Origin of the sequence: Nocardia sp. N2S4-5 (genome assembly GCF_044628355.1) — a bacterium.
GTDB classification, from domain to species: domain Bacteria; phylum Actinomycetota; class Actinomycetes; order Mycobacteriales; family Mycobacteriaceae; genus Nocardia; species Nocardia wallacei_B.
Map to the genome: position 1 here is coordinate 5,123,030 of NZ_JBIUPM010000001.1, position 25,082 is coordinate 5,148,111.

General features: G+C 67.0%; 31 protein-coding genes. 16 read left to right on the top strand and 15 right to left on the bottom strand.

Features of this window, described 5'->3' with window-relative positions; genetic code table 11:
• Nucleotides 1-40 precede the first annotated feature (40 nt).
• Together ACFMRZ_RS23470 and ACFMRZ_RS23475 are read right to left on the bottom strand one after the other, a co-directional pair.
• Nucleotides 41-226: a hypothetical protein gene (locus ACFMRZ_RS23470; protein ID WP_280274086.1), complete on the bottom strand. Its 186-nt coding sequence runs from the start codon at nt 224-226 to the stop codon at nt 41-43.
• On the bottom strand, nt 223-480 hold the full coding sequence (locus tag ACFMRZ_RS23475; protein WP_400180762.1) for a hypothetical protein: 258 nt from the start codon (nt 478-480) through the stop codon (nt 223-225). The genes ACFMRZ_RS23470 and ACFMRZ_RS23475 overlap by 4 nt, the downstream gene beginning before the upstream one ends.
• A gap of 469 nt (nt 481-949) precedes the next feature.
• On the opposite strand from ACFMRZ_RS23475, the gene ACFMRZ_RS23480 reads away from it, so the two are divergent.
• The 3 genes from ACFMRZ_RS23480 (at nt 950) to ACFMRZ_RS23490 (ending at nt 2,540) form a co-directional block, all read left to right on the top strand.
• Nucleotides 950-1,837 (top strand): helix-turn-helix domain-containing protein, encoded by an 888-nt coding sequence (locus ACFMRZ_RS23480; protein WP_400180763.1) that lies wholly within the window; start codon nt 950-952, stop codon nt 1,835-1,837.
• Nucleotides 1,834-2,040: a DUF397 domain-containing protein gene (locus ACFMRZ_RS23485; RefSeq protein WP_400180764.1), complete on the top strand. Its 207-nt coding sequence runs from the start codon at nt 1,834-1,836 to the stop codon at nt 2,038-2,040. The genes ACFMRZ_RS23480 and ACFMRZ_RS23485 overlap by 4 nt, the downstream gene beginning before the upstream one ends.
• Nucleotides 2,041-2,216: 176 nt before the next feature.
• Nucleotides 2,217-2,540: a hypothetical protein gene (locus ACFMRZ_RS23490; RefSeq protein ID WP_400180765.1), complete on the top strand. Its 324-nt coding sequence runs from the start codon at nt 2,217-2,219 to the stop codon at nt 2,538-2,540.
• A gap of 33 nt (nt 2,541-2,573) precedes the next feature.
• Here ACFMRZ_RS23490 and ACFMRZ_RS23495 read toward each other — a convergent pair whose 3' ends face one another.
• From ACFMRZ_RS23495 to ACFMRZ_RS23520, 6 genes are all read right to left on the bottom strand, one after another.
• Nucleotides 2,574-2,816 carry a helix-turn-helix transcriptional regulator gene (locus ACFMRZ_RS23495; protein ID WP_280274091.1) on the bottom strand — a complete coding sequence of 81 codons (243 nt, stop codon included), beginning with the start codon at nt 2,814-2,816 and terminating at the stop codon, nt 2,574-2,576.
• A complete protein-coding gene (locus tag ACFMRZ_RS23500; RefSeq protein ID WP_280274092.1) occupies nt 2,806-3,657 on the bottom strand; it encodes an ABC transporter permease in 852 nt (283 codons plus the stop codon). Before ACFMRZ_RS23500 ends, ACFMRZ_RS23495 begins: the two co-directional genes overlap by 11 nt.
• Nucleotides 3,654-4,583, bottom strand: coding sequence for an ABC transporter ATP-binding protein (locus ACFMRZ_RS23505; protein ID WP_400180766.1), 930 nt, complete (start codon nt 4,581-4,583; stop codon nt 3,654-3,656). The genes ACFMRZ_RS23500 and ACFMRZ_RS23505 overlap by 4 nt, the downstream gene beginning before the upstream one ends.
• Nucleotides 4,584-4,680: 97 nt before the next feature.
• Nucleotides 4,681-5,112, bottom strand: coding sequence for a type II 3-dehydroquinate dehydratase (gene aroQ, locus ACFMRZ_RS23510; protein WP_280274094.1), 432 nt, complete (start codon nt 5,110-5,112; stop codon nt 4,681-4,683).
• 159 nt (nt 5,113-5,271) lie between these two features.
• Entirely contained in the window at nt 5,272-5,562 is a 291-nt protein-coding gene (locus ACFMRZ_RS23515; protein ID WP_400180767.1) for a hypothetical protein, read from the bottom strand.
• 23 nt (nt 5,563-5,585) lie between these two features.
• Entirely contained in the window at nt 5,586-5,939 is a 354-nt protein-coding gene (locus ACFMRZ_RS23520; RefSeq protein WP_400180768.1) for a hypothetical protein, read from the bottom strand.
• Here ACFMRZ_RS23520 and ACFMRZ_RS23525 point away from each other — a divergent pair.
• The 3 genes from ACFMRZ_RS23525 to ACFMRZ_RS23535 are packed head-to-tail and all read left to right on the top strand — an operon-like array spanning nt 5,926 to nt 7,635.
• Nucleotides 5,926-6,276 (top strand): hypothetical protein, encoded by a 351-nt coding sequence (locus ACFMRZ_RS23525; protein WP_400180769.1) that lies wholly within the window; start codon nt 5,926-5,928, stop codon nt 6,274-6,276. The genes ACFMRZ_RS23520 and ACFMRZ_RS23525 overlap by 14 nt on opposite strands.
• Entirely contained in the window at nt 6,260-6,799 is a 540-nt protein-coding gene (locus ACFMRZ_RS23530; RefSeq protein WP_400180770.1) for a DUF6879 family protein, read from the top strand. Before ACFMRZ_RS23525 ends, ACFMRZ_RS23530 begins: the two co-directional genes overlap by 17 nt.
• A complete protein-coding gene (locus tag ACFMRZ_RS23535) occupies nt 6,796-7,635 on the top strand; it encodes a helix-turn-helix domain-containing protein (RefSeq protein ID WP_400180771.1) in 840 nt (279 codons plus the stop codon). The genes ACFMRZ_RS23530 and ACFMRZ_RS23535 overlap by 4 nt, the downstream gene beginning before the upstream one ends.
• Nucleotides 7,636-7,716: 81 nt before the next feature.
• Here ACFMRZ_RS23535 and ACFMRZ_RS23540 read toward each other — a convergent pair whose 3' ends face one another.
• The gene (locus tag ACFMRZ_RS23540; RefSeq protein ID WP_400180772.1) at nt 7,717-8,373 is read right to left on the bottom strand and encodes a hypothetical protein; all 657 of its coding nucleotides are present in this window, start codon (nt 8,371-8,373) and stop codon (nt 7,717-7,719) included.
• A 277-nt stretch (nt 8,374-8,650) separates the two neighbouring features.
• Between ACFMRZ_RS23540 and ACFMRZ_RS23545 the strand changes: the two genes are divergently transcribed.
• Nucleotides 8,651-10,330 carry an NTF2-like N-terminal transpeptidase domain-containing protein gene (locus ACFMRZ_RS23545; RefSeq protein WP_400180773.1) on the top strand — a complete coding sequence of 560 codons (1,680 nt, stop codon included), beginning with the start codon at nt 8,651-8,653 and terminating at the stop codon, nt 10,328-10,330.
• A 48-nt stretch (nt 10,331-10,378) separates the two neighbouring features.
• Here the strand turns inward: ACFMRZ_RS23545 and ACFMRZ_RS23550 are convergent, their stop codons facing one another.
• From ACFMRZ_RS23550 to ACFMRZ_RS23570, 5 genes are all read right to left on the bottom strand, one after another.
• Nucleotides 10,379-10,756, bottom strand: a complete 378-nt coding sequence (locus ACFMRZ_RS23550; RefSeq protein ID WP_400180774.1) for a DUF3054 domain-containing protein — start codon at nt 10,754-10,756, stop codon at nt 10,379-10,381.
• 58 nt (nt 10,757-10,814) lie between these two features.
• Nucleotides 10,815-12,023, bottom strand: a complete 1,209-nt coding sequence (locus ACFMRZ_RS23555) for a YbhN family protein (protein ID WP_400180775.1) — start codon at nt 12,021-12,023, stop codon at nt 10,815-10,817.
• Between the two features lie 81 nt (nt 12,024-12,104).
• Nucleotides 12,105-13,640, bottom strand: a complete 1,536-nt coding sequence (locus ACFMRZ_RS23560; protein WP_400182953.1) for an adenylate/guanylate cyclase domain-containing protein — start codon at nt 13,638-13,640, stop codon at nt 12,105-12,107.
• Nucleotides 13,641-13,733: 93 nt separating this feature from the next.
• Nucleotides 13,734-14,789: a hypothetical protein gene (locus ACFMRZ_RS23565; protein ID WP_400180776.1), complete on the bottom strand. Its 1,056-nt coding sequence runs from the start codon at nt 14,787-14,789 to the stop codon at nt 13,734-13,736.
• The gene (locus ACFMRZ_RS23570; RefSeq protein ID WP_400180777.1) at nt 14,786-15,343 is read right to left on the bottom strand and encodes an RNA polymerase sigma factor; all 558 of its coding nucleotides are present in this window, start codon (nt 15,341-15,343) and stop codon (nt 14,786-14,788) included. The genes ACFMRZ_RS23565 and ACFMRZ_RS23570 overlap by 4 nt, the downstream gene beginning before the upstream one ends.
• Before the next feature lie 455 nt (nt 15,344-15,798).
• Here ACFMRZ_RS23570 and ACFMRZ_RS23575 point away from each other — a divergent pair, with 455 nt between their 5' ends.
• From ACFMRZ_RS23575 to ACFMRZ_RS23615, 9 genes are all read left to right on the top strand, one after another.
• Complete coding sequence (locus tag ACFMRZ_RS23575; RefSeq protein WP_400182954.1) at nt 15,799-17,055, top strand: AI-2E family transporter; 1,257 nt, start codon at nt 15,799-15,801, stop codon at nt 17,053-17,055.
• Between the two features lie 117 nt (nt 17,056-17,172).
• A complete protein-coding gene (gene macS / locus ACFMRZ_RS23580) occupies nt 17,173-18,339 on the top strand; it encodes a MacS family sensor histidine kinase (RefSeq protein ID WP_400180780.1) in 1,167 nt (388 codons plus the stop codon).
• A gap of 259 nt (nt 18,340-18,598) precedes the next feature.
• Nucleotides 18,599-19,231 (top strand): response regulator, encoded by a 633-nt coding sequence (locus ACFMRZ_RS23585; RefSeq protein WP_400182955.1) that lies wholly within the window; start codon nt 18,599-18,601, stop codon nt 19,229-19,231.
• An 82-nt stretch (nt 19,232-19,313) separates the two neighbouring features.
• A complete protein-coding gene (locus ACFMRZ_RS23590) occupies nt 19,314-20,012 on the top strand; it encodes a DUF1707 domain-containing protein (protein ID WP_400180781.1) in 699 nt (232 codons plus the stop codon).
• Between the two features lie 20 nt (nt 20,013-20,032).
• A complete protein-coding gene (locus ACFMRZ_RS23595) occupies nt 20,033-20,851 on the top strand; it encodes an alpha/beta fold hydrolase (protein ID WP_400180782.1) in 819 nt (272 codons plus the stop codon).
• Between the two features lie 117 nt (nt 20,852-20,968).
• Nucleotides 20,969-21,259 carry a hypothetical protein gene (locus tag ACFMRZ_RS23600; RefSeq protein ID WP_400180783.1) on the top strand — a complete coding sequence of 97 codons (291 nt, stop codon included), beginning with the start codon at nt 20,969-20,971 and terminating at the stop codon, nt 21,257-21,259.
• Between the two features lie 448 nt (nt 21,260-21,707).
• The gene (locus tag ACFMRZ_RS23605) at nt 21,708-22,325 is read left to right on the top strand and encodes a dihydrofolate reductase family protein (RefSeq protein ID WP_400180784.1); all 618 of its coding nucleotides are present in this window, start codon (nt 21,708-21,710) and stop codon (nt 22,323-22,325) included.
• A 36-nt stretch (nt 22,326-22,361) separates the two neighbouring features.
• Complete coding sequence (locus tag ACFMRZ_RS23610; RefSeq protein ID WP_280274112.1) at nt 22,362-22,685, top strand: YciI family protein; 324 nt, start codon at nt 22,362-22,364, stop codon at nt 22,683-22,685.
• Nucleotides 22,682-23,908 (top strand): RNA polymerase sigma factor, encoded by a 1,227-nt coding sequence (locus ACFMRZ_RS23615; protein WP_400180785.1) that lies wholly within the window; start codon nt 22,682-22,684, stop codon nt 23,906-23,908. Before ACFMRZ_RS23610 ends, ACFMRZ_RS23615 begins: the two co-directional genes overlap by 4 nt.
• 31 nt (nt 23,909-23,939) lie before the next feature.
• On the opposite strand, the gene ACFMRZ_RS23620 is transcribed toward ACFMRZ_RS23615, so the two are convergent.
• Entirely contained in the window at nt 23,940-24,980 is a 1,041-nt protein-coding gene (locus tag ACFMRZ_RS23620) for a hypothetical protein (protein ID WP_400180786.1), read from the bottom strand.
• Nucleotides 24,981-25,082: the final 102 nt, after the last annotated feature.

Sequence of the window (25,082 nt, forward strand, 5' to 3'; positions counted from 1 at the left end):
CCCGTCGATGAGGTTCCGACGCCGAGGCACGGCCGCCGGGCTATTCGTCGAGCCACTGCTCTATCCGGGTGAGGGTGGTGGACGAATAGAGCGGTGTGCCGTCCTCGGCGTCGAGCAATTGCCATTCGTGTGAATATCCGGGCGTGTGCTCGAGGTGGTAGCCGGCCCGTTCGGCGCGCGTCGTGATCGCGTCTACCCGGTCGGCGTCGGTAGGCGTGTCGTTCAAATCGTCCTCTGTGAATGTGCCTGCGGTGTAATCGTTTCCGTCCAGTATTCGTGCCGGATCGCGTTCCACAGCATGGACAGGTCCGGAAATCTCTCGCGGACCTCCGCGAGATCCGGCGCGTGCGCCGGTGCGTGTGCCCGCAGCAACGGCCGCTCGTCCCCGGCGCGACCGCACACGAGCAGCACGCGGATGCGCCAATGGTCGAGCCGCCAGACGGCCAGCCATTCCCCGGCTTCGGTGCGGCGCTCACACATCCCGCTCCCGGGGCGGCCGGTCGTGGTCGAGCGTGCCTGGCTCCGGCTGTGCCAGCTCCGACAGTTTGTCGAGTATTTCTCGCAGGGTACGCAGCGATGGTTCGTCCACTGCGGGTGATTCATCCGGGGCAGTGGGGAATTCGTCGCACTTCTTTCGTTTCGCGTTCGAGAATTGATGCGGCACAGGGGCGTTCGGGTGTACGCTGGCTGCTATCTCGTCCGGGGGCAACGCATTCTGATCGGTGACTGGGATTCCGAGCACTCTGCACCTCCGAAAAGTGTTTTTGCAGTGGCGATCTGGTACGTCCGGTCGGTGTCGGGCGTGCATCTAGAACACACCCGCGCAGGTTTCTACGCAATGCTCGGGCACGAATGTTCGGCAGAAATCCGGCTCCGTTTCAGTAGCCGGTGAATTTCTGTTCGAGTAAAAACACGTTTTCTCAAACGAGCCGCCCCGGAGGCCCATTCGATGTCACCGACAACCGATACGAACATCGCCCGCCGCATGCTCGGCCTCACCCTCGAGGCCATGCGTAAGCAGGCGGGCATCAGCCGCGAGGCCGCCGCCGACGCGATCGGCCTGGCCAGATCCACCCTCTGGAAGATCGAGACCGGCCAGAACGCCCGCCTCTACCCGGTCCTGATGCAACACCTCTGCGAGCTGTACCAACTGACCCCGAAGGAAACACGGGTCATCACCGAACTCGTCAAGGAGACCAAGGCGAGCGGCTGGTGGCAGGCCTTCGCCGACGATGCGATCCCGAAGGAGTTCGGGCTGTTCCTGAGTCTGGAGGATGCGGCCGACCGAATCACGTCGTACCAGTCTTCGTTACTGCCAGGACTTCTCCACACAACGGATTACCGTCGCGCTTTGAGCTGGGTCGAGTTCCCCAACAAGCCGACCGATGAACTCGAGCGAATTCTGGAGGTCGGTGCCAAACGCCAAGATCGGCTTACCCGTAAAGACAGGCCGCTGACCATGGACGCGTTTATCGACGAGACTGTCCTTCGTCGCGTGGCCGGTAGCGCGCCGATCATGGAGGCGCAGCTTCGACACCTCGCGGAGATCGGGATGCTTCCCAACGTTTCGATTCGGGTGGTCCCCTGGTCGGCTGGCATCTATCGTGCCGTTGTCGTTGGGATGTTCGTGATACTGGACTTCCCGCCACATCCGAAGGCCGAGCTGACGATGCCGCCGGTGGTCTACGTCCAGGGCTTCCTCGGCGATCTGTATCTGGAGCAGCCGGACGAGGTTCGGCAGTATCGTGGAGTATGCGCTGACATCGAGCGTCTGGCGCTGGATGAGGCAAAGAGCCGCGCGCTCATCCTGGAGATCGCAAAGGAGTTCGCCGAGTGAACGTAGACCTGACCAAAGCCCAGTGGTTCAAGAGCACTCGCAGTTCGGCTGCGAAGGATTGTGTCGAGGTCGCGTTCCTCGATGAGGGTTTGGTGGGGGTGCGCGACAGCAAGAACACGTCCGGTCCGGCACTCGTCTTCGCGCCGGGCGAGTGGGATGCCTTCACAGCGGACGTGCGGTACGGCGAGTTCGATCGTCCCTGACAGCAAGCGTTTTCGCGACAGCAGACGGCCCTGATCCGGTTCCTCGGATCAGGGCCGTTGCTGCAAGGGGATTCCGGCGGTGCAAGGGCTCGGTAAGCGTCTGCCAAGGGTTTCGGGATTTCCTTTCGGTCATCGGGTGCTGACAGCGGGTCGCACCAGGTGTCGGAAGGAAGACCATGTTCCATTGGTACGTCGGAATGCTCGCGTTCAGCGGCATCGTCATGATCGTGATGGCTGTCGTCAAGGGTGGGCAGAGCGAGACGGCCCAGTGGTTCAATGCCGCCTTCGGTGCCGGATTCCTCGGCTACGCGGCATATTTGGCGTTCATATTCGAGGGTGGCAGCTACCTGATCTTCTTCCAGGCCTTCTTCGTGCCGGTGCTGATGGTCGTGAACTTCGTCCGCTCGACCGACTGGGCGGCCCTCACCACGAAGCCGACCCCGACTCAGCAGGCGTGGCGCGCGTACCAGAAGGAACAGGACCGTCTCGCGAAGCTCTGACGGCGCACACCCGCGTCCCTCCGGCGTTGCGGCTCAAGCGGATTCGGATTCGGAACCCAATCGGGGGAACGGCGTGGTGGAGAAGACCACCTCCACCGCTACCCCGAAGAACTCCGAAATACGCAGGGCGAGATGGAGGCTCGGGCTGTACTCGCCGCGTTCGAGATATCCGATGGTCTGGTAGTGCACGCCCAGCGCCTCGGCCAGCTGCCGCCGCGAGATGCCGCGCTCGGCGCGCAGCATCGCGATGCGGTTGTAGATGACCTCAGTAGGCACGCTGCATCGCCTTCTCGCGACGCGTCGCCACGCTCGAACCAGACTCGCGACGAGCCATGCGCCGCAGCATGATCGGCGCGATCGCCAGCCCGATCGCGGCCCAGACGGCGAAGACGCCGAAGGTCTCCCAGTGCCGCCAGGAGTGCCCGAGTTCGACCACCGCCGCCTCGTCCGGCAGCAGCGCCGAGCGCATGCCGAGGCCCATCCAGTAGATCGGGAACACCTGCGCGAGCCCTTGCACCCAGCCCGGCATCGAGGTGATGGGATAGAAGATCCCCGACACCGCGACCAGCCCCATGATCGGCATCGACGCAAAGCCGACACCGCGCGGGTTCTCGAACACCGAACCGATGATCGCACCGATCGGCAGCGTCGCGAGCAGTCCCAGTACCAGTACCCAGATCAGCGTGAACCAGCCGACGAGGCTGTCCAGGCGTATTCCGCCCACGACGGCCGCCCCCGCCACCAGCATCACCGCCACCTGCACCAGTACGGTGCCCGAGGTGGTGATGATCTTGCCGATCAGGTAGCCGACCATGCCGTTGGGAGTTACCTTGGCGCGCAGCAGGGTTCCGTCTTCGCGGTCCATCGTCAGCCACTGCGAGATGCCCATCAGCCCGGTGGAGGCGACCAGCAGGCCCAGGATGCTCGGCAACGCCAGCGAACCCAATCCGATTCCGGTTCCCTCGAATTGGCCGTCGCGCATGAAGAACAACGCCACCAGCATGAGCACCGGCCAGAAGTACTGCATGAACAGGTCCTGGCCGTTGGTGTGCAGCTGGCGCAACTCGATCAGTCCGCGGGTCGCGCCCGCCCGGACCGCCGCCGCCATCGGTGTCATCGGGTGACCTCCTCGAGGGTGTGGACCTCGGCGCCGGTCTGCCCGGATTCGAAGCGCTGCACCAGGGTCATGTAGGTGTCCTCCAGCGAGGCGCGGCGGACCTCCAGCTCATCGATCGCCGCGCCGTACTGCTGGAACAGGTCGTAGACGAATTTGGTCGACTCGGTCGTCGTGTGGACGAACCGCTGGTTGTCGCGGGTCCACTTCACCTCGGCCTCACCCTCGATCCGCCGGGACAGCTCGTCGGCCGAACCGTTCGCGATGATGCGGCCGCCGGCCAGGATCAGGATGCGGTCGGCCAGCTTCTCGGCCTCGTCGAGGTCGTGCGTGGTGAGCATGATGGTGGTCTGCTCGTCGTCGGCCAGGCGGTGCATGAGGTCGTGGAATTCGCGGCGGGCCTGTGGGTCGAAACCGGCGGTGGGCTCGTCCAGGAACAGCAGTTCCGGGCGGCCGACGATGCCGATCGCCACGTCCAGGCGGCGGCGCTGGCCGCCGGACAGGCTGCTGATTCTGGCGTCGGAATGTTCGGTCAGTCCGACGGTCGCGATCAATTCGTCGGTGTCCCAAGGTTTTTCGATCGCCGCCGTGGAGTACGGCGCGTAGTACGCGCCGATCTGGGACAGCAGCTCCCGCACGCGCCAGCGGCCGTGGTCGCGCCAGGACTGCAGCACGACACCCAGCCGCGCCCGCCACGCCTCGTCGCCGTGCGCGGGATCGATGCCCAGTACCGAAACCTCTCCGGCCGAACGCATCCGGAAGCCCTCGAGAATCTCGATCGTGGTGGTCTTGCCCGCGCCGTTGGGGCCCAGCAGTACCAGCACCTCACCCACGCGGGCCTGAAAAGTCACGTCGTGCAAGACATCCCGGTTGCCGTACCGCATCCGCAAACCCTGGACATCGAGCACCACGTCGTCGCCTACCGTCATCCCACCCTCCGTAGCACACTAGAGATGGGATGTAGCATATCTACTACATCTCGGGGCGAACAAGGGAATTTCGGGACCTCGCGAGGCTCCGTACCGGTTACGTTGTGGTGCAGAGGAATTCGACGGCGGCCGCGTATCCCTGGATGCCCATGCCCGCGATCACGGCGGTGGCGATGGGCGAGATGTAGGAGTGATGCCGGAACTCTTCACGGGCGTGCACATTCGAAATATGCACCTCCACGATCGGCACCTCCGGAATCACCAGGGCATCACGCAGCGCCACCGAGGTATGGGTAAGCCCACCCGGGTTGATCACGATGCCGCCCTCGGCCCCCCGAGCCGCATGAATGCGATCGATCAGCGCACCTTCGGAATTGGACTGAAACGACACGACCTCACGCTCGAATCGCGCAGCCGTCCTACGGCACAGCGCAACAACATCGTCGAGCGTGTCCGACCCGTAAACCTCAGGCTGACGAGTCCCCAGCATGTTCAGATTCGGGCCGTTGACCACAAGGATCGGTGCCATCCCGCCACCCTAGCCCGACAGATCGGTCGGTACGCCGAGACCCGCCCCGCCGGGGCGGACCGGGTCGATGTCGAGCGTATCTGCCCCGTCCGTACGGGGCGTGCCGGTCCTGTCACGGACCGGGACGCGTTTCGCCGTCTCAGGGCTCGGCGACCTTGCTCAGGTCTTCGGTGGACGCACGCTCGTTGGGCCCTCCAGTGGCCGTACTCGGTACTCGTCCGGGCCCGGGATCGGCGCGTCGAGGAACTCGTGCAGCCGCCGTGCGAACTCGGCGGTGTCGACGCCCATCCGATACCGCAGTTCGAATGCCGGTGCGGCGTGGGGGTCTCCGAGGATCGCGAGCTGTAGGTGCTCGACACCGACCCAGTCCTCCCCGCGGTCGCGGGCGATCTGCTCGGCGGCGGCGAGCAGTTCCTCGACCGCGGGGGCCCGTCTGATGTCGTCGGCCATAGCGATACCTCCTCCGCTCATTGTCACATCGCCAGGATTTCGGTCCACTCGTAGTAGGTGTGGCCCCAGGCATCCTTGTACTGTCGGCACACCCAGTGGTGTTGTCCTCCGTCGGCGTCCTCGGTCGCGACTTTCTGTCCCTCATTGAGACGGCTGCACGACAGGCTCGGATGGCCGTTCGGGTCCGCTTCCGACGGTGTCGGCGAACCGCCGAGGCGGCACGCGCTGTTCGGGTCGGATGGGTCGACATGTCCGAGCAGGCAAGGACCACGTTCGGCGACAGGCGATGCGCCCAAGGGGCACGTGGCACCTCCCAGCAGCATGCCCACCGCGGCGAGAGTCACGGTGAAGGTTCGGATTCTCATGATGTCCTCCATCAGAATTCGGACTCCGCTTCTCGAAGTGGGCACCGATACGAAGCAAGGCGGGTCACCGAAGCTCTTCATCGCGGATGACGAGCGTCGATACGTCGTGCAGGGCTGGCTGACCGACAGACCCCAAACGATCGAGGTCCCGCACGGACTCCTCGGATATCTCGAGCCCGACACCTGCCTGGGCTCGCTGCTGCACGACACCGGGCACGGCACTTTCCTCGTGTCCGGTGAGATTCTGTCGGATCGGGAGGCTCTGGAGCAGTTGCAGATTCCCGCGCACGAGATCGCGATCGTCGTCGCTATCGGCGACCAACGGAGGCCAGATGCAGTACCTGCATGACGAAGAGTTCAACCAGTTGTTCCGCGATACGAAGGCGCGTGCGTTCCACCTGGAGACACAGGACGTCTACAGCACACCGGAGGAGGCTGAGCCGCTGCGGCGGTGGCTGGCGGGCGAGCCCGATCCGGATACCGGATGGTATTCGGACTGGGACGAACTCATGGCCACGACGGTGCGCCGAGGTGTCGCGGTTCAGCGCGTGCGGATCGTGTCGGTGCCGAACAGCGACTACACGCGCTGGCTGTGTGCTGTGTCGGACTCGAACATCGCGGCAGGCGAGGATATTCGTTGGTTGCCAAGGCATTTCGTAACGCCCCACGAATACACCCTCGACGACTGGTGGCTGTTCGACGACGACCTGCTCGGGTTCACTATTTTCGAGCCGAGTGGCCGGTTCGCTGGCACTGCGGTAACCGGCGATCCCGTCCTTGTGGAGCGGTGTCGCGTCGTCCGCGACCGGCTTTGGCCGAGGGCCATCCCGCACGCCGAATACGTCCAGAGCGAGTACGCGACCCGACAGTGACAGCAGTAAACGACGCGAAGCGCGATCTCGGTGCCCGCCTTCGAGAACTCCGGCGAGCCGCTCGGCTGAACGGCCAGCAGCTCGCCGGTCTCGCCGGGTGGCATCCGGCGAAGATCAGCCGCATAGAACGCGGCCATCAGATTCCCTCCGAGGACGACATCCAGACGTGGTGCCGACTCACCGGCGCGAACCTGCACGCATCCGATCTGATCGCGAGTGTTCGCAACGTACGCGCCGCGTATCTCGAATGGCAACGGATCGCAGCATCCGGCCTGAGCCGTCGCCAGCAGCAGTCGGTGGAGATCGAGGGTGCAGCGCGATTGGTGCGCGGCTGGGAGAACGAACTCATCCCTGGTCTGCTGCAAACCGAACCGTACGCCCGTGGCGTGCTGGCAGTCTGCATCGACTTCAGCGAGATACCCGACGACCTCGATCAGGCCGTCGAAACCCGCATGCTGCGCCGGCGCGTACTCGAACCGGGCAGTGCTCAGCGGTTCGCTTTCCTTCTCAGCGAGCAATGCTTGTATCGAGTCGTCGCCGACGCCACGGTTATGACGGCACAGTTGGAGGACCTGTCGGAAGCCATGAGCAACAAGAAACTCTCGATCGGGATTGTCCCCCTCGCGGCCAAATTCCTTTGTCCGACAACCAGCTTCCTCATGTATGACGAACGCATGGTTCAGGTGGAAACCGCGACTGCGGAGCTGACCATCACGCAGCCGCGTGAGGTGCGGATGTACGCCAAGGCGTTCGCGATACTCTCCCGTCAGGCCGTCTACGGTGACGATGCCCGTGCTCTCGTCAGGCGCGCGCTCGATCGCTGGCGTGCCGATTGACGAGAGGCGCAAGCCTGCCTCGGGCGTTCCGCATGGCTCTCGCCGTGAAGCTTGCTCAGCTCTCGCTCGAGCCCGCGCGGCTCAAAGTCCGCGTGGACCCTCGGCGCGGAGGTCCTCGACCTTGCGCATGGCCGAACGTAATTCCTCGAGCCATTCCTCGGCGTGCTGGCCGGCCAGTTTGACCGTCCAGGCCAGGGCGTCGGCTCGGGAGCGGGCTACGCCGGCGTCCACCAGGGTGTCCAGGACCTTGCGTTCCGGCTGGCGCAGGCGGGTCATGACGGGAACCGCGGAGTGGGTGAACAGGATTCGCTCGCCCTGCACCGAGACGCCCCAGGCGACGCTGCGGCCGTAGCGGCCCTGGGCCTCCTGCGCGATCTGCATACGCGCCGGGCGGGTGGATTCGCGGAAGCGTGCGACGAGCCCTTCCCAGGTGGCGCGGGGTACTGCGGTCGTGGACGGCTCGTCGCCTGCCTGCTTCGCGGCGGCAGATTGGGGGTCGGTGGGCTGGTCGGCGGCAGGTTGGGGATCCGAGGGCTGATCGGATTCGGGGGTGGGGAGGGGCAACTCGCCGATGACGATGATCTCGTCGCGGTCGATTTCGATCGTCGGCGGGCCCTCGAACCACTCGCTCGGCAACCTCCCGGCGAACCAGTCCGGTGCGTCGGCGGCGTCGGGGAGATCGGCCTGTTGCCAACCGCCGGGACGTCCGAATGCCCGGCCACGCGGTCCGTGTCTCATGGTCTTACCTCGCTTGCGCTAGATGCGTTGTAACAGTGATTACAAGATTACGCCGTGCAACGCCTGATGAATTCCGCTGTCGGAGAACGGCTGCGAGACGGACGCATGATCAACACGGCAGACGATTGGGCGCCCTATGCGCCGGATGTCGCGGTTCGGGCACTATTCTGGTCTCTGAGCATGGAGAATGCGGGCGGCGCCAAGCCGGCGCCGGGACAGATTTATTCGGGTACCGTTGGTCTTGTTACTGGAGTGACAAGAGTGAAGAGTGGGCGACATGGATGTGTGGGGATCCCGCCGCTTTCGCGTTCGCGGCGCAGCGGCTCTTGCGGGCGCGGTCGCCCTGGTGGTCGCGCTGGGATCGTGCGGCCTGGACGACAAGCCGGACAGCCCCCAAGCCATCGTCGAGAAATTCACTCAACTGCTGGATGATCGGGACGCCGAGAGCGCCGCCCAGCTGACCTCATATCCCAATGGCGCGGAAGCCACGCTGCAGAAGTTGTTCGACGGGCTCAATCCCGGCAAACCCGATTACGAGGTTGCTCAGTACATCGGCCTCGACGGCGATTCGGGCATGTTCAACCTGAAGGCCGACTGGAACTTCGGGCCCGGCAAGGACTGGACCTACGATCTGCAAGGCACTATTCGCAAGCTCGCAATCGGCTGGCGCATCTCCTGGGAGCCCAATGTGGTGGCCCCGCAACTGGACAGCCAGCGCAGTATCAAGCTCGTCCGCACCGACGCCCCCGCCCCGAAGGTCAACGACAACGCGGGCAACACACTGATGACCGAACAGGTGATCAACGTGGTGAAGCTCGATCCGGCCAAGACCGCGGACCCGGTGGCCTCCACCAACGCGCTGGCCGACGCCATCGCTCCGGTCGCGCCGCTGATCACCGGACCGTCGCTGATGCAGCAATTGGCAACGGCGCAGGGCAAACCGGTGGTCGCGGTGCAGTTGCGTGAGGACGATTTCGCGATCCTGGAGCCGCGGATGGCGCCCATTCCCGGCGTGGTCATGGAGAAGGAGCCGCGGCTGATCGTCACCGATCGCCGGATCTTCTCGCCGCTGACCGACGCCTTCCGCAAGGTGTGGCAGGAGAATCGGGACAACCACGCGGGCTGGGGCGTGAAGCTGTTCGAGGCCGACGGGCGTGCGGTGACGCAGCTGGCCGGGCAGCAGGGACCGGCCGGTCCGGATATCGCCTCCACGCTGGATCAACGGTTGCAGCGAGCCGCCGAGGACGCGGTGGTGAGTGCCGGGACGGCGGCCTCGATCGTGGCCGTGCAGCCCTCCACCGGAGCCGTGGTGGCCGCCGCGCAGAACACCTACGCCAGTGAGCAGGGTCCGGTCGCGTTCACCGGCGCCTACCCGGCCGGGGGCATGATCGAGCTGTTCAAGCAGGCCGCGGCGATCGCGAAGAAGAAGGCGCCGCAGGATGTTTCGGTGCAGGACGCGGCCGAGGTGGCGGCCACGCTCGGGGTGGGCATCGGCTTCAAGGTGCCGGGCCTGGAACAGACGACGGGCCGGTTGCCGATCGGCGGCCGCGGGGTGGAGCAGGTGCGGCAGGGCGGGGCCGACCCGATCCTGGCCAGTCCGTTCGGGATGGCCATCGCCGCGTCCACCATCGCCCGCGGTTCGGTCGCGCCGCCGATGATCGAGATCGGCCGCCCCGCCACCACCGAGGCCGAACTGTCGCCGCTGCCCGACCCGGTGCTGCAACAATTGCGCCGCATGCTCACCGACGATGCCGCCGGCGGCCCCGAGCTGGCCGCGCTACGCCGATACGCAGGCGTAACGGCCTACGCCGCGACCGCCGGAACGAGTGGCTGGTTACTGGCGAACATGGGCGACCTGGCCTTCGCGATCCACATCGACAACGTAGACAGCGGAGACGCCACCTCGCGCATGGCGGCCCGCATGCTGCAAGCCCTCGCCGCCCCGGACGACAAGTAAGCGGGCCGGAGCGCTGGTGTCACGAAAGAGCCGGATGGCGCATAGAGGTCAGCGCACCACTCGCCAACCCAGTCGCCAGCCCAAGAGGAACAGCGCCAGCACCGTCGCCGCCACGATGATGAAGCTGACCGCGGTGCCCTGACCGCTGGCCACGCGCAGCAGCATGCCGACCACCAGCGTCGACAGCCACACCACGACACCCGTCGGCCACAGCGGTAGCGGATCGAAACGCCTTGGCGCATCGGCGATTCCGGGGCGAGCGGTGAACCACGCCGCCAGCAACCACCCGACGATCAGCCCCGCGCCGAACGGCCACAGCGTGCGCAGCAACCCGGTGAGCACCGCCTCGTCGTGGCTGCGCCGCCCGATCGCGCAGAAGACGATCACCAGCAACAGGTCGACCACGAACGGAGCCAGTTTCCTCACGCGGGACAGGGTAATGGGACGGCGTGACGCCTCTCTTCCGAGGTTCCCGCCCGACGTACTAGCCCTCGTCGGGGCGTTCGGCGGGTGTGCCCTCGGCCGGTGCCGGGGTTGCCTTGTCCGGGGACTCGGAAAGCTCGCCCTCGCGCGGGCGCTTCTCGTTCAAAAGACGCTGTTCGGCGAGGATGGCCGAGCGGCGCTCGAACTCCTTCTCGAACTCCGCGTCCTCGGCCTGCGGCTTGCGGAACAGGAACGCGAACACGATCCACCCGATGATCGCGACCAGGATGAAGCTGACCATCCGATAGACGAAGGCCGCGGCGACCGCCTGGGCGGCGGGCAGCCCGGCCGCGGCGGTGAGACTGTAGACCAGGGTGGCGTCCACGTAGACGATGCCGCCGGGCGCGAACGGTATGGTGCCGACCGCCTTGCCGACGCTGAACGCGATCAGCAATCCGGCCAGTCGCGGCTCCGCGCCGACGGCGTAACAGGCCGCGCCCAGGCAGGCCACGTCACCGAACCGGTGCACCACGGCCCACCAGGCGACCAGGCCACCGTCGCGCCGCCCCAACTCCACCGACTCCAGCTGGTGCAGGATCTCGTGCACCTTGTCCATGCCGCTGTCCGGCGCGTGGTGGCGAATCCGGTTGACCAGGCGCAGGATCCGGCGGACCAGCGACTCCAGCGTGCCCGGGTTGTTCGAGACGTAGTTGCCCGCCCAGATCAGCGCGATCACCGCGGCCACCGGCAGCACCAGCTTCCACGGCCCGACCTGATCGCCCACCAGCACGGCCCCGCCCACCCCGAGCAGCACCATGCCGGCCGCGGCGACCACACCGGACATCACCAGCTGCCAGGACGCCACGATCGGGCTCGCGCCCCAGCGCCGGGTCTGGCGATAGGTGAAGGCGGTGGAGAAAACCTGACCGGCGGGCAGCGTCACCGACATCGCGGTGGCGCCGTACACGACCGCCACGGATTTGCGCTGGCTCACCGCCACGCCACCGGCCCGGAGCAGCTGTTTCTGGATCCGCCCGAAACCGCTCATCGACACTGCCTGCACGAAGACGCAGGCCGCGACCCAGCCCCAATGGATTTCTGTCAGATTTCGCCACGAATCATGCAAACGGGGCCAGAGATAAACACCTTCGGCGATCAGCAGCGCCGACAGGCCCACCCCGAGAACCCATTTCGCCCACCAGAACCGCCCCCGGCGGCCCGGCTCGGCGGGCGACTCGGAGTCGCCGGCTAGTTCACCATGGGCCCTCACGTCCGTCAGCCTAACGAACGGTCCTTTTGGGATGCAGCCCCCTGGTTTCGGCACGTGTTTCGCGCCGCGCACGCAGACCGTTCAGTCCACTATCGAATCGGGGCGCAGCTCGGCCTCCGCGCCGGTGGCCTCGGTGAGGTGGTTGCCCAGCGGTTTCGGCCAGGCCAGACGGGTTTTACGGCGTCGGCCGCGCAACTGCACCTCGTCGCCGGATTCCCAGAATTGCTGCTCCCGCGCATCGGCGAAATACAGCGCGCTGCCCGAACCGAGCACCCGGCCGGGATGTTCCTTGGCCAGTTCGGTCAGGCGGGAAGCCTCGTTGACCGGATCGCCGATCACGGTGTATTCGAAACGATTTGCGGCTCCGATATTTCCGGCCACGGCCAGGCCCGCGGACACCCCGATGCCGATATCCAGGCCCGGTACCTCGCGCAGGGCCTCACGCAGTTCCCGGGCCGCGGTGAGGGCGGCCGTCGGTGCGTCCGGGCGATCCAGTGGTGCGCCGAAAATTGCCAGCGCCGCGTCGCCGACGAATTTGTTGATCAAGCCGTTGTTGCGATCGACGACATCGACGACGACCCGGAAGAACTCGTTGAGCAGGCTCACCACCTCGGTGGGCGGCCGCTCGGCGGCGGTCGCGGTGGAGCCGACCATGTCCACGAACAGCACCGCGACGAACCGGGTCTCGCCGCCGAGTTCGGTGCCGAACTCGAGCGCGCGCCGGGCCACCTCCTCGCCGACGTGCTGGCCGAACAGCTCCTGTAGTTCGCGGCGCTGGGCGGCCTCCTCCATCATTCGGTTGAAGCCGACCTGCAGCAGGCCGATCTCGCTGCCGTCGAACACCTCCACCTGCACATCGCGCGCACCTTCCTGGACGCGGTTGATGGCGCGTGAAAGCTGGCGCACCGGATCGGAGATGCTCGAGCCGGTCAGCATCGACAGCGCCAGCGCCTGCATGATCACCACGCCGCACAGCAGCAGAATCGACACCGCCAGCGACCGTGCGGAGAACTGCACCTGCGAGGTGATCTGGGTGACGCACAGCAGCACGATCGCGATGGTCGGCGCGAAGGTCCCCATGCCCCAGGTCATCGCCATCCGCGTGCCGACGCCCGGGGTGAGGGTGTGGTCGAAGGTGCCGGTGGACAGCGCGTGCGCGGCGACCGGGCGCAGGATGCGCTCACCGAGCATGTAGGTGAAGCCGAACACGATGGTGGCGGCCATACATTCGGTGACGATGACCGCACCCGCCAGCTCGGGCGTGTCGACGATGATGGTCGCCGCCAGCACGCCGCCGCCGACCAGCCACAACAGCAGATGCACGATGGCCTGCCGCAGCGGCGCGTGCAGCGCGGCCATCTGCTCCTGCCGGCTCGGCGGGCCGCCACGCAGTTGCCAGCGCATCACCGGGCGCAGCATCAGCGCCGACGCGGTCACGCTCAGCGCGCCGCCGACGACGAACACCGTCACCGGAATCAACAGGCCGGTGCGCCGCACACCCGTAGGCGAACCCTCCGGCGAGGGCAGGCCGTACTGGATGAACGCGTACACCAGAATCGCACCGAAGGCGTTGGCCGCCAGCATCGATGCGAGGTACAGCGGCCAGCGCGTTCGCATGGTCTGTTTGACCGCTTCCAAGGGCGCCGACACGAGGACCAATCTAGCGTTTCGCGAATATGAGCACGTGCCCGCGGCGGCCCGGTGCGCTGCCTACACCAGCGTGTCCTGGCCTTGATGTGCGCCGGTGCCGTAATGGATCTCGTAGATGTCGTCGCCCAGCGGGACGGAGTCGTGCTCGATCTGCTCGCGCCAGTTCTCAGGCCATCGCGTGGTCCGGATCGACCACCGGACGCCGTCGAGGTGGATGCCGGTCAGCTCGACGTCGCTCAGGTCGGCGTGGGTGAAGTCGTTCAGCATCTGTTCGAGGAACGCCAAGTGATCGGCGAGTTCACCCAGCGACTTGCGCAGCCGGACGAGCTGCTGTTCCGGACTGCGGAGCCCGAGGACCAGATCCTCGAGATCGTCGAGCCGTCGGCGCGCGAAGTCGCCGACGACGCGGATCCAATCGTTCACGGCGTCGCGTGTCTCGCTGCTCGGCATCACCCTCCTCCCTGACAGGGCTGCTTGCAGACGTGCGATCAGGTTCTGTCCGTCGGCGTGCAGCTTGTTGTTCCGTCCTTTCCGGTCGAATGTCGAGGCGGGATCGTCGCTGCGAGGGTCGAGGGCATCGCGGCCGCTCTCGACCAGGTAGATCCGGATCTGGTCGCGTCGGCAGGGGAAATCGGGATCCACAACGGTCGTGCCCAATTCGAACAGTGTGTCCCCACCGTTGCCCTCGACCGGGGCGAGCCGGTTGAACTGCGCACGGATCTCGGAGAATTGCTCCACGGTGACGTAGCCCGCCGTGGCGGACCAGGACGCATGCCGGGCAACGGCGCCCAGCTCGAACGCGTAGCAGGCGCGGAGTTCCAGGCGGACCCGCAGCGGCATGGTCGCGAGGGTGCGCGAGGCCCATTCCAGCGAACCGCCGATCTCCGGGGTCTCGGTGCCGGACGGGATCGACGGGGGAGTCGAGGGCACGATGGCGGCCAGCCCAGCCTCGAGATCGAGTCGGCCGCGCAGGTCGTCGAGGAGACCGTAGTGCCGCTCGGTCAGGAGGGCATCCTGCAAACCGGCGTCCAGATCGAGCCGCTCGGCCAGTCCGTCGAGGAAGCGTCGGCGGTGGGTGGTCAGCCAGCGGTCGTTTCCTTGCGAACGAGAGGTCATCGCTGTGCACCTCCGCTCAGGTGAATCGCGATGGCGCGGCGCGCCTTCGACAAGTTCGATCGCACGGTGGCCGGATGTAGTCGCAATATGGCGGCGATCTCGGCCGGTTTGTAGCCCTCCATCGTCCAGGCCATGACTTGTCGCTGCCGCGGTGGGAGTGCGGTCAGCGCGCGGTAATAGTCGTCCTGTTGGATCCATTCGTCGATGTCGGAGCACGTGGGCAGCAGACTCGACTGTTCGGGTTCGGCAATGAGGTCTTCGTCGAGCGCGGCGACGCGGCGGACCAGCTCGCGCCCGGCGACCCGTCGTGCCCAGGCCTTGGGCGAGGTGATCGTGGACCAAGCCCGCCACGCCTTGGCCATCGTCTCCTGGACGATGTCGGCTGCGTCGGCCGGCCGCGCGCCTTGCAGGATGAGGAATCCCATCAGCGGTGGAGTGAATTCGCGGTAGAAGGCGCCGAACTCTGCCAGGCCTTCGGCATCGACGTATGCGACGGTCGGGCGTGGACGTGCCGGGACGCGCAAGTCGGCGCCGGTCGGGTCGGGCTCGTTCATCGCTGCCCTCTCGCCCGGCCCACTGTCAAGGTCGTGTGCAGACCACCAGGACCGTCGTGTGAATCCACGTGGCTGTGCTCCGGCAGAGTCCGGGCGAGTTCTGCCATGTGCATCCGGTGTCCATTCTGCTGCAAGGTCTTCCATCGCAGCCGCAGCCAAAGGGCCGCGACGGCCGACGCGTTTCCTACCAGGCCCGCGGTCAGGCCGGCGAGCATCAGGTTCATCGGCTTCGCTCCTCCATCGATCCGGTGTTGTCACAGGGGTAGAGGCTCGTACTTGGCCGAACGTGCACCCGGACGGTGAATTCGTGCCATCGATCCGGCGTTTCGCGCCGGTGCGGTCCCGCGCGCACACGTGCCGGTAGCGGCCGGTGCGGTTAGGCTCGCGGCGTGAGTGACGTGGGGAGCAGCCGCGACGACGGTGCGGATACGGCCGGGGGCGCCTCGGCTCCGGCGGTGAGTGGCGGCGGGGGAGCGGCGGTTCGGGAACGGTCCGCTCGGCGCGCCGCGGAGGCGGTGCATCCGCTGGTGCGGGAGGCCGCCGAATGGTCCTGGCGGTTGCTGATCATTCTGGTCGCGGTGCTGGCCGTGGCCTATCTGGCGCATCGGCTGACCACGGTGGTGATTCCGCTGGCGATCGCGTTGTTGCTGGCGGCGCTGCTGTCGCCGGTGGTGGATTGGATGCAGCGGATGGGGCTGCCCCGCTCTGTCGCGGTGCTCGTCGCGCTGATCGGGTCGCTCGGGTTGCTGGCGGGGGTCTTCACTTTCGTCATCGAGCAGTTCGTCAACGGCCTGCCGCAGTTGACCGACGAATTCAAGACCAGCATCCATACCATTCAGGACTGGCTGATCAACGGTCCGATGCACCTGAGCAACGACCAGATCCGCAACGCGGGCAACACCATCATCAAAACCCTGGAATCCAATCAGGATTCGCTCACCAGCGGCGCGCTCACCACCGCGGCGGCGATCGGGGAATTCCTCACCGGCATCTTCCTGACGCTGTTCATCACCATCTTCTTCCTCTACGGCGGCGATCAGATCTGGCATTTCGTCACCCGGGTCATTCCGACCGAGCAGCGGCAGCGGGTGCGCAAAGCCGGGCAGCTGGGCTTCGGGACGCTGATCGGGTTCGTGCGGGCCACCGTGGTGGTGGCGGGCGTGGACGCCATCGGTATCGGGGCCGGGCTGGGGATCCTCAACGTGCCGCTGGCGCTGCCGCTGGCCTCGCTGGTGTTCATCGGCGCGTTCATCCCGATCGTCGGTTCGGTGCTGGCCGGTTCGGTGGCGGTGTTCCTGGCGCTGATGACCAAGGGTCTGGTCACCGCCCTGATCGTGCTCGGTATCACGATCGCGGTGATGCAACTGGAAAGCCATGTGCTGCAACCGCTGCTGCTGGGCCGGGCGGTTCGGATCCATCCGCTGGCCGTGGTGCTGGCGATCACCGCCGGTGTGGTGCTGGCGGGCATCGCGGGCGGGCTGCTGGCCGTGCCGTTCGTCGCCGTACTCAACACGGCCGTCCGATCGCTGCTGGCGGACACGCCGGAGGAGCTGTATCAGGACCTCAACACCGGCGATCCCGACGAGCCGATGTTCCACGCCGAACCCGATACGCCGGACGAGGGCCGCTACTCCCTGCCCGCGCCCGGCGGCGGAGCCGGAGCGGCGGCCGCGGAGGAGCGGGAGAAGACCGACGATGCGGGCGACGGCTGAGTCGCGGGCGACGATGTCGACCCTGGCGCGGACCGAATTTATCGCGGCCGCAACGGTTTTCACGGGCGTCGGTCGTCCGTGGCGCCGGGGCGGGCGCGGTGCGGCGGGAGGGCGATGATGGCCGCTGGGCGCGCGGACGATGCTGCGGCGACGGCTCCGCTGTGGCGGGCGGCGCAGGCGTTTCGGCTGGTCACGGTGTTGTATGCGGTGGGGCAGCAGATCGCTTCGGTGGATTCGTATCGGGAGCCCGGGCTGAGCTGGCTGCTCATCGGGGTACTGGTGGTCTGGTCGGTGGTGTCGGCAATCCTGTTGTCGCAGTGGGCCGATCCCGAATCGGCGCGGCGGCACACCGCGGTGGTGCTCGGGGACCACGCGGTGGTGATCGCGTTGATGGCCTCGACCCGGCTGGTCGCCGACTACGACTGGTATCACGGGCACCAGACGCTGCCCACCACGCTGTGGGCCGCGAACGCGGTGATGTCGGCGGCCATCCGGTGGGGTCCGGTCGGCGGTGTGCTGTCCGGATTGCTGATCTCGGCGGTGAGTATCGCCGTTCGGGAGCAGTGGGAACTGGATCTGTGGAACGACGCCACCGCGCCGGTGCTGGTATCGGTCGGGCTGGCGATCGGCCTCGCGGCCAGTACCGCGCGCCGAGCGCAGCGCCAACTGGAGGCCGCGATGCGACTGACGGCGGCGGCGCAGGAGCGCGAGCGGCTGGCGCGGGAGGTGCACGACGGTGTGCTCCAAGTGCTCAGTTACATCAAGCGTCGCGGCAGCGAGATCGGCGGCGGCACAGCCGAACTGGCGCAGCGGGCCGGGGAACAAGAGGTGGCCCTGCGGGTCTTGATCTCCGAGCAGGGCGCGCGCTCCGAATCCAGTAGCACCCACGTCGATCTGCGCCCTTGGCTGACCGCGCAGGCGTCTCCGTCGGTCTTCGTCTCCACACCCGGCGACCCGGTGCGAATCGGCGAATGGACCGCCCGGGAAATCGCCGCGGCCGTGGCGGCTGCACTGTCGAACACCGCACTGCACGCCGGAACCGACGCCAAAGCGTATGTGCTGCTGGAGGATATGGGTGATGCTCTGGTGGTGAGCATTCGTGACGACGGTCCGGGCATCGCCCCCGGGCGGCTCGCCGACGCGGCCGCCGAGGGTCGAATGGGTGTGGCGCGCTCCATCGTCGGCCGCATCGAGGCTCTCGGCGGCGAGGCGGAACTGCTCACCACGGACGAGGGCGCGGAATGGGAGTTCCGGGTGCCCCGTACCGCCGGTGCCGGATGGTGAGCGCCGTCGTGGCGGAAGTAGAGGGCGCGAATATCCGGCCCCCGCAACGAGTAGCGGTGGCACGGCCGGCGGGGGAGACCGGACCGGTGTGGGCGACCGGCGCTGGTATGGAGGTGCGGAGGATCGGGGCCGGTGCGAAAGATCGGACTGGTGCGGGCGACCGGCCGGAAAGGAGACGATCATGACCGGAGACGCTGCGCCGGACGAGGACCGCACTGGCGAACGAACGGAAGATGGTGCCGCCGAAGGTATTTCGGTGATGGTGGTGGACGACCACCCGATGTGGCGCGACGGCGTCTCGCGCGATCTCACCGAGGCCGGATTCCACGTGGCGGCCACCGCCGACGGTGTCGGGTCGGCGACCCGACGCGCCGCGGCCGTGCGCCCCACGGTGGTGCTGATGGACATGCAACTCCCCGACGGCAACGGCGCCCAGGCCACCACCGAAATTCTGCGGGTATCGCCGCACAGCCGGGTGCTGGTGCTCTCCGCCTCGGCCGAACGCGGCGACGTGCTGGACGCGATCAAGGCGGGCGCCACAGGTTACCTGGTCAAGAGCGCCTCGGTGGCCGAACTCGTCGCGGCGGTGCACGCCACCGCCGCTGGGCAGGCGGTGTTCACGCCGGGCCTGGCCGGCCTGGTCCTCGGCGAGTACCGCCGCATCGCCAGCGCGCCCCCCGACCGCGACGAACCGCACCGCCCGGCGCTGACCGACCGCGAGACCGAGGTGCTGCGCATGGTCGCCAAGGGCTTGTCGGCCAAGCAGATCGCCACTCGCCTGGGCCTGAGTCACCGCACCGTCGAGAACCACGTCCAGGCCACGTTGCGCAAACTCCAGCTGGCCAACCGGGTGGAGCTGACCCGGTACGCGATCGAGCAGGGCCTGGAGTAGACCGCGGCTGCTCCCGAAGGCGTATTCGACATCAGGGATTGCCCTGATGTGCGGGAACGCCGCCGTCGGTACCCTCGACGGCATGGGTGGTGAGACGGTTTCGGCTCCTGGGACGCGATCGGCGCCGGAGCCCGGCGGCGCGGTGGGCGACCGCGACCTGCGAGTGTCCGATGCCGAGCGCGAGCACGTCGGGATGCTGCTCCAGCGGGCCGTGGGCCTGGGCATGCTGTCGCTGGGTGAGTTCACCGAGCGGATGGATACCGCGCTGGCCGCCAAGACGCGCGGCGAGCTGAACGCCGTGCTGGTCGATCTGCCCGGTATCCGGATGGTGGGTCAGCCGCAGCCGGCTCCGCCGCCCCATGCGAAGGCGCCGTCGTTCGGCGCGGCCCGTCCGGTGGCGGGAGCCTCCTCCGGCGACAGGATTCGGTCCCGGCTGTCGGGCATTACCCGCAAGGGGCGATGGCAGGTGCCGCCGGTGCTCTACCTGAACACCCAATTGTCCGGCGTCACTTTGGATTTCACGCAGGCGATCATGTCCACCCAGGTGGTGGAGTTGCGGGTGGACGATTTCTGCAGTTCGCTCAACCTGATCGTGCCCGCGGAGGCCACGGTGGATCTCAACGGCCTGGACCTCATCGGTTCCAGCGCGAACAACAAGGTGCGTACCGGTCCGCCGATCGGGCCGTTGCATCTGGTCGTCAGCGGGCGGCTGCGGTTCGGGTCCGTCACGGCCAAACAGCCGTTCGGCGCGCAGTGGCGGCGTCTGATGTCGGGTTTCTGACCGGCGGGTAAGGTCGGGCCATGGCCGATGGCGTGGCGGGCACGACCGAACCGGAGCCGCAATACCGTGCTGGACAGGGCGAACCGCTGCTGCTGTTGCACGGGCTCCTGCTCACGTGGGAGTCGTGGGGCGCGGTCCTCGACGAATTGTCCGACGACCACGAGGTTTTCGCACTCACGCTGCCCGGACATCGGGGCGCCCCCGCGCTGCGCCGCCCCGCCACCTTCGCCGCCTTGGCCGATGCCGTCGAGCAGGCCATGGACGAAACAGGCTGGCGCACAGCACATCTGGTCGGCAACTCGCTGGGCGGCTGGCTGGCCCTGGAATTGGCGGCGCGCGGCCGGGCCCGCTCGGTAACTGCCATCGCGCCGGGCGGAATGTGGGAGGAGGGGGCGCGGACCGCCTCCCGGCTGCTCGGCAAGTACCGCGCCTTCGCTCCGGTGATCGGAGTCGGAACGGGCAGGCCCCGCCCCATGGCCCGCAGCCTGGTGATTCCGCTGCTGGCCCACCGGCCCGCCGCCGTGCCACACCGCCTCGCCACCACCGTCGCCACCGCCCCCGCCTACTGCGACATTGTCGAAGATCTCGCCGAAGACCCTACCCTCACAACAGGTTTCACCAAATTGGACGAGATCTCCGTACCGATCACCATCCTGTACTGCGAGCACGACCACGTACTACCACCGCGATTGCACAGCGCCCCAACCGCCACTCCACCCATCGAATCGAAAACACTTCCCGGCGTAGGACACGTCCCGATGCTCGAGGCACCCGAACTGGTAGCCGCCGAGATCCGAGCCGCCGTCACCCGCGGCCGCACCCCCACCCTCCCCGGCTAGCGAATCCCGGAAGAGGTATGGCATCCCCACTCACACCTAGGATTCGAGGGATCCGGCGGGGCGGCGAATATCGAATGTGTGCGCCTGGTGGTTCGGGTGGGGCGATCGAATGATTGCTTGGCGGAGGAACAGCCCGAGATCGAGTACGCGCTCAGCGACGATTACGCCCTGACGCTCACCTTCGAGGATCCCGACGCGACGCTCACCACCGAGGCACTACGCGCGCTGTTCATGCCGAGGCCCGACCCGCGCCGAATCGTCATCGAGGTGGCGAATGGCACGAGGTCGCCGCGGGGCATATGGTCACAGGACCTGAACCTCAATGAGGTTCGTTCGCTGGCAATGCTTTTGCTGACCGCAAAAGATCTTTCGGGTCCGATCGAACAGCATGCGAAGCGTCATCGGTAGAAGCCGCTCCCGGCTTGCATAGCCCTGGTGGCGGTCGGGGCACTGGCGCTGCAGAGCGGAGAGTCGGATCTCGCCGCCCGCGAGTTCACCAGGGTGGCCAAATCCGGTGATTCCCTGGGATATCCGCTGGGGCACTGGGGACTCGCGGTCGCCGCATTGCTCCGAGGCGGTGGTCGGCCTGGCCCAGCTGCTGTGGCGGCACGACACGGACGAAGCCTTCCACGTTCTGGATACGGCGCGCAGAACGCGAACGCGGACGCCATGCTGTGCCTGGGTGACGCGTTGAGCGCCTCGGGCGAACCTCAGCGCGGACGATGGTGGAGGCGGCAGGGCGAGTTGCTGAAAAGTTTTTCGAAAAAAATTTGAGCAGGGTGTCGGATCGGGGTGGTGGCGTTCGTAGCAGTAGTGAGGCCGCCCAGCGGGGGCGGCGCGAACCAGGGAGAACACCATGAGCACCACATTCACTGTCGACTTCTTCTGCAGCCTCGATGGCTACGGCATGGCGAAGGGCTGGCCCGGATACTGGGGGAAGGAAGGGCCCGAGGTCGTCGAGGACCGGGTGCGCACCTTCGCGCAGGACCAGGTGCTCGTCTTCGGCGCGACGACGTTCCGGCAGTTCCGGCACTTCGTGACCGCGTTCGACGAGCCGTATTACCAGAGCCTGAACGAACTGCCGAAGATCGTGTTCTCCAGCACGCTCGAGGAGCCGCTCGGATGGCAGAATTCGACGGTTCTCAACGAGGACGCGGTGACCGCGATCGAGCGCCTGAAGCGCACCACGGACGTTCCGATGCGTTCGCACGGCAGCATCGCGCTGAACCGCGCGCTGCTCGCCGCCGGCCTCGTCGACCGGCTCGAGGTCATCATGTTCCCCGCCGTCTCGGGCCGCGCCGGCGAAGCGGGCCTGCTGCACGGCGGAGCGGAGTTGGATCTGGAATTGGTCGAGTCGACGGTGCTCGACGGCCGGACGCAGAAGCTCGTGTACATCCCGCACGTGCACGGCAAGATTCCCGAGGGTGTCGGGCCGCAGCCCCGGAAGGACCAGGGCGCGGTTGCCGACCGATAGACCACACCACCTCGACGAACAGGAGATGATCTTCACATGCGGTATCTGGTTTCCGTCATCGACGACAAGAGCAATCCCGGCAGCACGGACCGGCAGCCCGCGATCAGCGAGTTCAACGAGCGACTGATGGCCGAGGGCTATTGGGTTTTCGCGGGCGGGCTCGCGGACACCGATACGGCCACGGTCATCGATAACCGCGGCGAGCAGGCGGTGTTCAGCGACGGGCCGTTCGTGGAGTCGAAGGAATACCTCGCCGGTGTCTGGGTGTGGGAGGCCCCCGATCTGGACGTGGCGCTCGCGCTCGCCGCCGAGGCGTCGAAGGTCTGCGATCGCAAGATCGAGGTGCGGCCGTTTCAGTGAACGACATCGAGGAGGCGATCACCCGCGCCCACCACGGCGAGTGGGCCCGGGTGGTCGCCAGCCTGACCAGGCGCTTCGGCGATCTCGATATCGCCGAGGAGGCAACGGCCGAGGCGTTCGCGACCGCCGTCGAGCGATGGCCGGGCGACGGCGTACCGCCCAACCCCGGCGCCTGGCTGACCACTACCGCCAACCGCAAGGCCATCGACCGGATCCGGCGCGAGAACAAGCGCGACGACAAGCACAAGGAGGCTCGGATCGTGTACGACGACACCCCACCCGAGCCGCTGGGCGCCATCGACGACGACCGGCTCCGGCTGATCTTCACCTGCTGCCACCCGGCGCTGGCAATGGAAGCCCGCCTGGCGCTCACGTTGCGCATGGTCGGCGGTCTGACCGTCCCCGAGATCGCACGAGCCTTCCTGGCGACCGAAAGCACTGTGGGGCAACGGATCACGCGTGCCAAGGCCAAGATCTCGGCGGCCCGCATCCCCTATCGGATGCCGTCCGCCGAGGATCTCCCGGCGCGGGTCACCGGCGTGCTCAGCGTGCTGTTTCTCGTCTTCAACGAGGGCTATCTGGCCACCGGTTCCGACACCGAGCCCGTACGGCAGGACCTGACCACCGAGGCGATCCGGCTCACTTCCCTGATTCGCGCCCTCCTGCCCGAGGACGGTGAGGTGGCCGGGCTGCTGGCGCTGATGCTCCTGATCGAGGCCCGCCGCACCGCCCGGGTCTCGGCCCGCGGCGAACTGGTGGCCCTCGACGAGCAGGACCGCGGCGCCTGGGACAAGGCGCTGATCGCCGAAGGGCACCAGCTGGTGCGCGAGCGTCTGGCCGCCGGAGTGGCTCCCGGCCGCTATCAGATTCTCGCCGCGATCAACGCCGTGCACACCTCCGCCCGCGACGTCCGCGACACCGACTGGTCGCAGGTCCTCGCCCTCTACGACCAGCTCGTCCGCCTCGACGCCTCCCCGGTCGTCGCCCTCAATCGGGCCATCGCCCTCGCTGAGCTGGACGGTCCGGAGGTCGCGTTGGCCGCCGTGGACCGCCTCGAGGACAAGCTGGCCGGATACCACGCCTACCACGCCACCCGGGCCGACCTGCTGCGCCGGCTGGGCCGCAGTCGGCAGTCGCGCGCGGCGTACGACAAAGCGATCGAGCTGGCGGGCAACACCGCGGAGACTGCCTACCTGAGCCGTCGCCGCGACCAGCTCGGGTAACCCACCTTGCAGACGTGGCCTGACATCGGTGCTACGGGTGGATGGCCGGTAGTTCGCGGCCGTAGTGCTCGGCGATTGTGGTGAAGGCCCGCTTGGGTTCCCAGTTCATGTCCGGATAGGTGTGGCCGTGGCTGTTCTCGAGGACCTTCACGATGCCCAGGCTGGCGAGGTCCAGATCGGTGCGGGGGTCGGTGCGGTGCGGGTAGTTGTACAGCGCGAAGAGGAAGACGAAAGTGCTGTCGACGCCCTCGGAGTCGAAGATCTCCAGTAGTTCGCTCAGATACGTGGCCTGCCCGGCCTCGTCCCGGGTGTACTCGCCGTTCAGCCGGACGGGGTCGCCGGTCTCGGGGTCGTATTCGACGATCTCCATGCTGCGTGGTGCGACGTCGCCCGCGCCGTGCCAGGTCGCCGTGCCGAAGCCGGTGATGGCGACCGGCTTTCCCTGGGCGACGAGATCGCGCACGCCCTCGCGGAACCGATCGGCGACTTCGGCGGAGCGAATGAGTTCGAGCGATACGAAGTCGAACGGTGTCCAGTCGATTCGCTCGAACTGTATGGCGCAGTAGGTGATTCGGCCCCGGAAGTGTTCTCGCACGGCGGGCAGGGTCGTGGCGAAGAAGTCGTCGAGACGGGCGCTCACGCCCGCGAGCCGCTCGGCTCGGCCGTCGGGGTCGGCCAGCAGGAGGCGCAGGCGCTCATCCACATTCGCGCCAGGTAGCCAGCCCTTGTTCATGATGGTCAGCTCGACTCCGGCGACGAACACCACTTCGGTTCCCTGCTGCCGCAGGCGTTCTGCTCGCTCCGCGCAGTCGATGAACAAGGCTCGGATCTCCTCGGGTGTCAGATCCAGTGGGTACGGCGAGAACCAGACCTCCAGACCGAGTTCGGCGGCGTGGCGGGCGGCCAGTTCCAGCCGCTCCGGGTCGCCGCCGATGACCTGAACGGCGTTGCAGTGCAAGTCATCTCGGATGATGGTGAGTTCGCGTGCGACGGTCTCGGGATTCCAGTCCGTTCTGGAAATCCTGCCCGCGCGCACGAAGCCGGTGTCGTAGGTCATTCCTTTGCCGCGCATGTGTGCTGTCCCTTCTGATGCGGATGGTTCGGGATCAGAGTAAGACGAAAAATTGCGTGCACGCAAGTTTGCGTGCGTGCATCAATTCATGGAAAGCTGGGT

Coding starts and splice junctions, on each gene's coding strand:
- ACFMRZ_RS23570 (WP_400180777.1), bottom strand. CDS start 15,343: ATGAACGAGCCCGACCCGACCGGCGCCGACTTGCGCGTCCCGGCACGT.
- macS (WP_400180780.1), top strand. CDS start 17,173: ATGGCCGCTGGGCGCGCGGACGATGCTGCGGCGACGGCTCCGCTGTGG.
- ACFMRZ_RS23505 (WP_400180766.1), bottom strand. CDS start 4,583: ATGACGGTAGGCGACGACGTGGTGCTCGATGTCCAGGGTTTGCGGATG.
- ACFMRZ_RS23620 (WP_400180786.1), bottom strand. CDS start 24,980: ATGCGCGGCAAAGGAATGACCTACGACACCGGCTTCGTGCGCGCGGGC.
- ACFMRZ_RS23595 (WP_400180782.1), top strand. CDS start 20,033: ATGGCCGATGGCGTGGCGGGCACGACCGAACCGGAGCCGCAATACCGT.
- ACFMRZ_RS23565 (WP_400180776.1), bottom strand. CDS start 14,789: ATGACCTCTCGTTCGCAAGGAAACGACCGCTGGCTGACCACCCACCGC.
- ACFMRZ_RS23530 (WP_400180770.1), top strand. CDS start 6,260: ATGCAGTACCTGCATGACGAAGAGTTCAACCAGTTGTTCCGCGATACG.
- ACFMRZ_RS23500 (WP_280274092.1), bottom strand. CDS start 3,657: ATGACACCGATGGCGGCGGCGGTCCGGGCGGGCGCGACCCGCGGACTG.
- ACFMRZ_RS23540 (WP_400180772.1), bottom strand. CDS start 8,373: ATGAGACACGGACCGCGTGGCCGGGCATTCGGACGTCCCGGCGGTTGG.
- ACFMRZ_RS23475 (WP_400180762.1), bottom strand. CDS start 480: ATGTGTGAGCGCCGCACCGAAGCCGGGGAATGGCTGGCCGTCTGGCGG.
- ACFMRZ_RS23545 (WP_400180773.1), top strand. CDS start 8,651: ATGGATGTGTGGGGATCCCGCCGCTTTCGCGTTCGCGGCGCAGCGGCT.
- ACFMRZ_RS23590 (WP_400180781.1), top strand. CDS start 19,314: ATGGGTGGTGAGACGGTTTCGGCTCCTGGGACGCGATCGGCGCCGGAG.
- ACFMRZ_RS23515 (WP_400180767.1), bottom strand. CDS start 5,562: ATGGCCGACGACATCAGACGGGCCCCCGCGGTCGAGGAACTGCTCGCC.
- ACFMRZ_RS23490 (WP_400180765.1), top strand. CDS start 2,217: ATGTTCCATTGGTACGTCGGAATGCTCGCGTTCAGCGGCATCGTCATG.
- ACFMRZ_RS23480 (WP_400180763.1), top strand. CDS start 950: ATGTCACCGACAACCGATACGAACATCGCCCGCCGCATGCTCGGCCTC.
- ACFMRZ_RS23520 (WP_400180768.1), bottom strand. CDS start 5,939: ATGGAGGACATCATGAGAATCCGAACCTTCACCGTGACTCTCGCCGCG.
- ACFMRZ_RS23585 (WP_400182955.1), top strand. CDS start 18,599: ATGGTGGTGGACGACCACCCGATGTGGCGCGACGGCGTCTCGCGCGAT.
- ACFMRZ_RS23610 (WP_280274112.1), top strand. CDS start 22,362: ATGCGGTATCTGGTTTCCGTCATCGACGACAAGAGCAATCCCGGCAGC.
- ACFMRZ_RS23525 (WP_400180769.1), top strand. CDS start 5,926: ATGATGTCCTCCATCAGAATTCGGACTCCGCTTCTCGAAGTGGGCACC.
- aroQ (WP_280274094.1), bottom strand. CDS start 5,112: ATGGCACCGATCCTTGTGGTCAACGGCCCGAATCTGAACATGCTGGGG.
- ACFMRZ_RS23605 (WP_400180784.1), top strand. CDS start 21,708: ATGAGCACCACATTCACTGTCGACTTCTTCTGCAGCCTCGATGGCTAC.
- ACFMRZ_RS23560 (WP_400182953.1), bottom strand. CDS start 13,640: ATGCGAACGCGCTGGCCGCTGTACCTCGCATCGATGCTGGCGGCCAAC.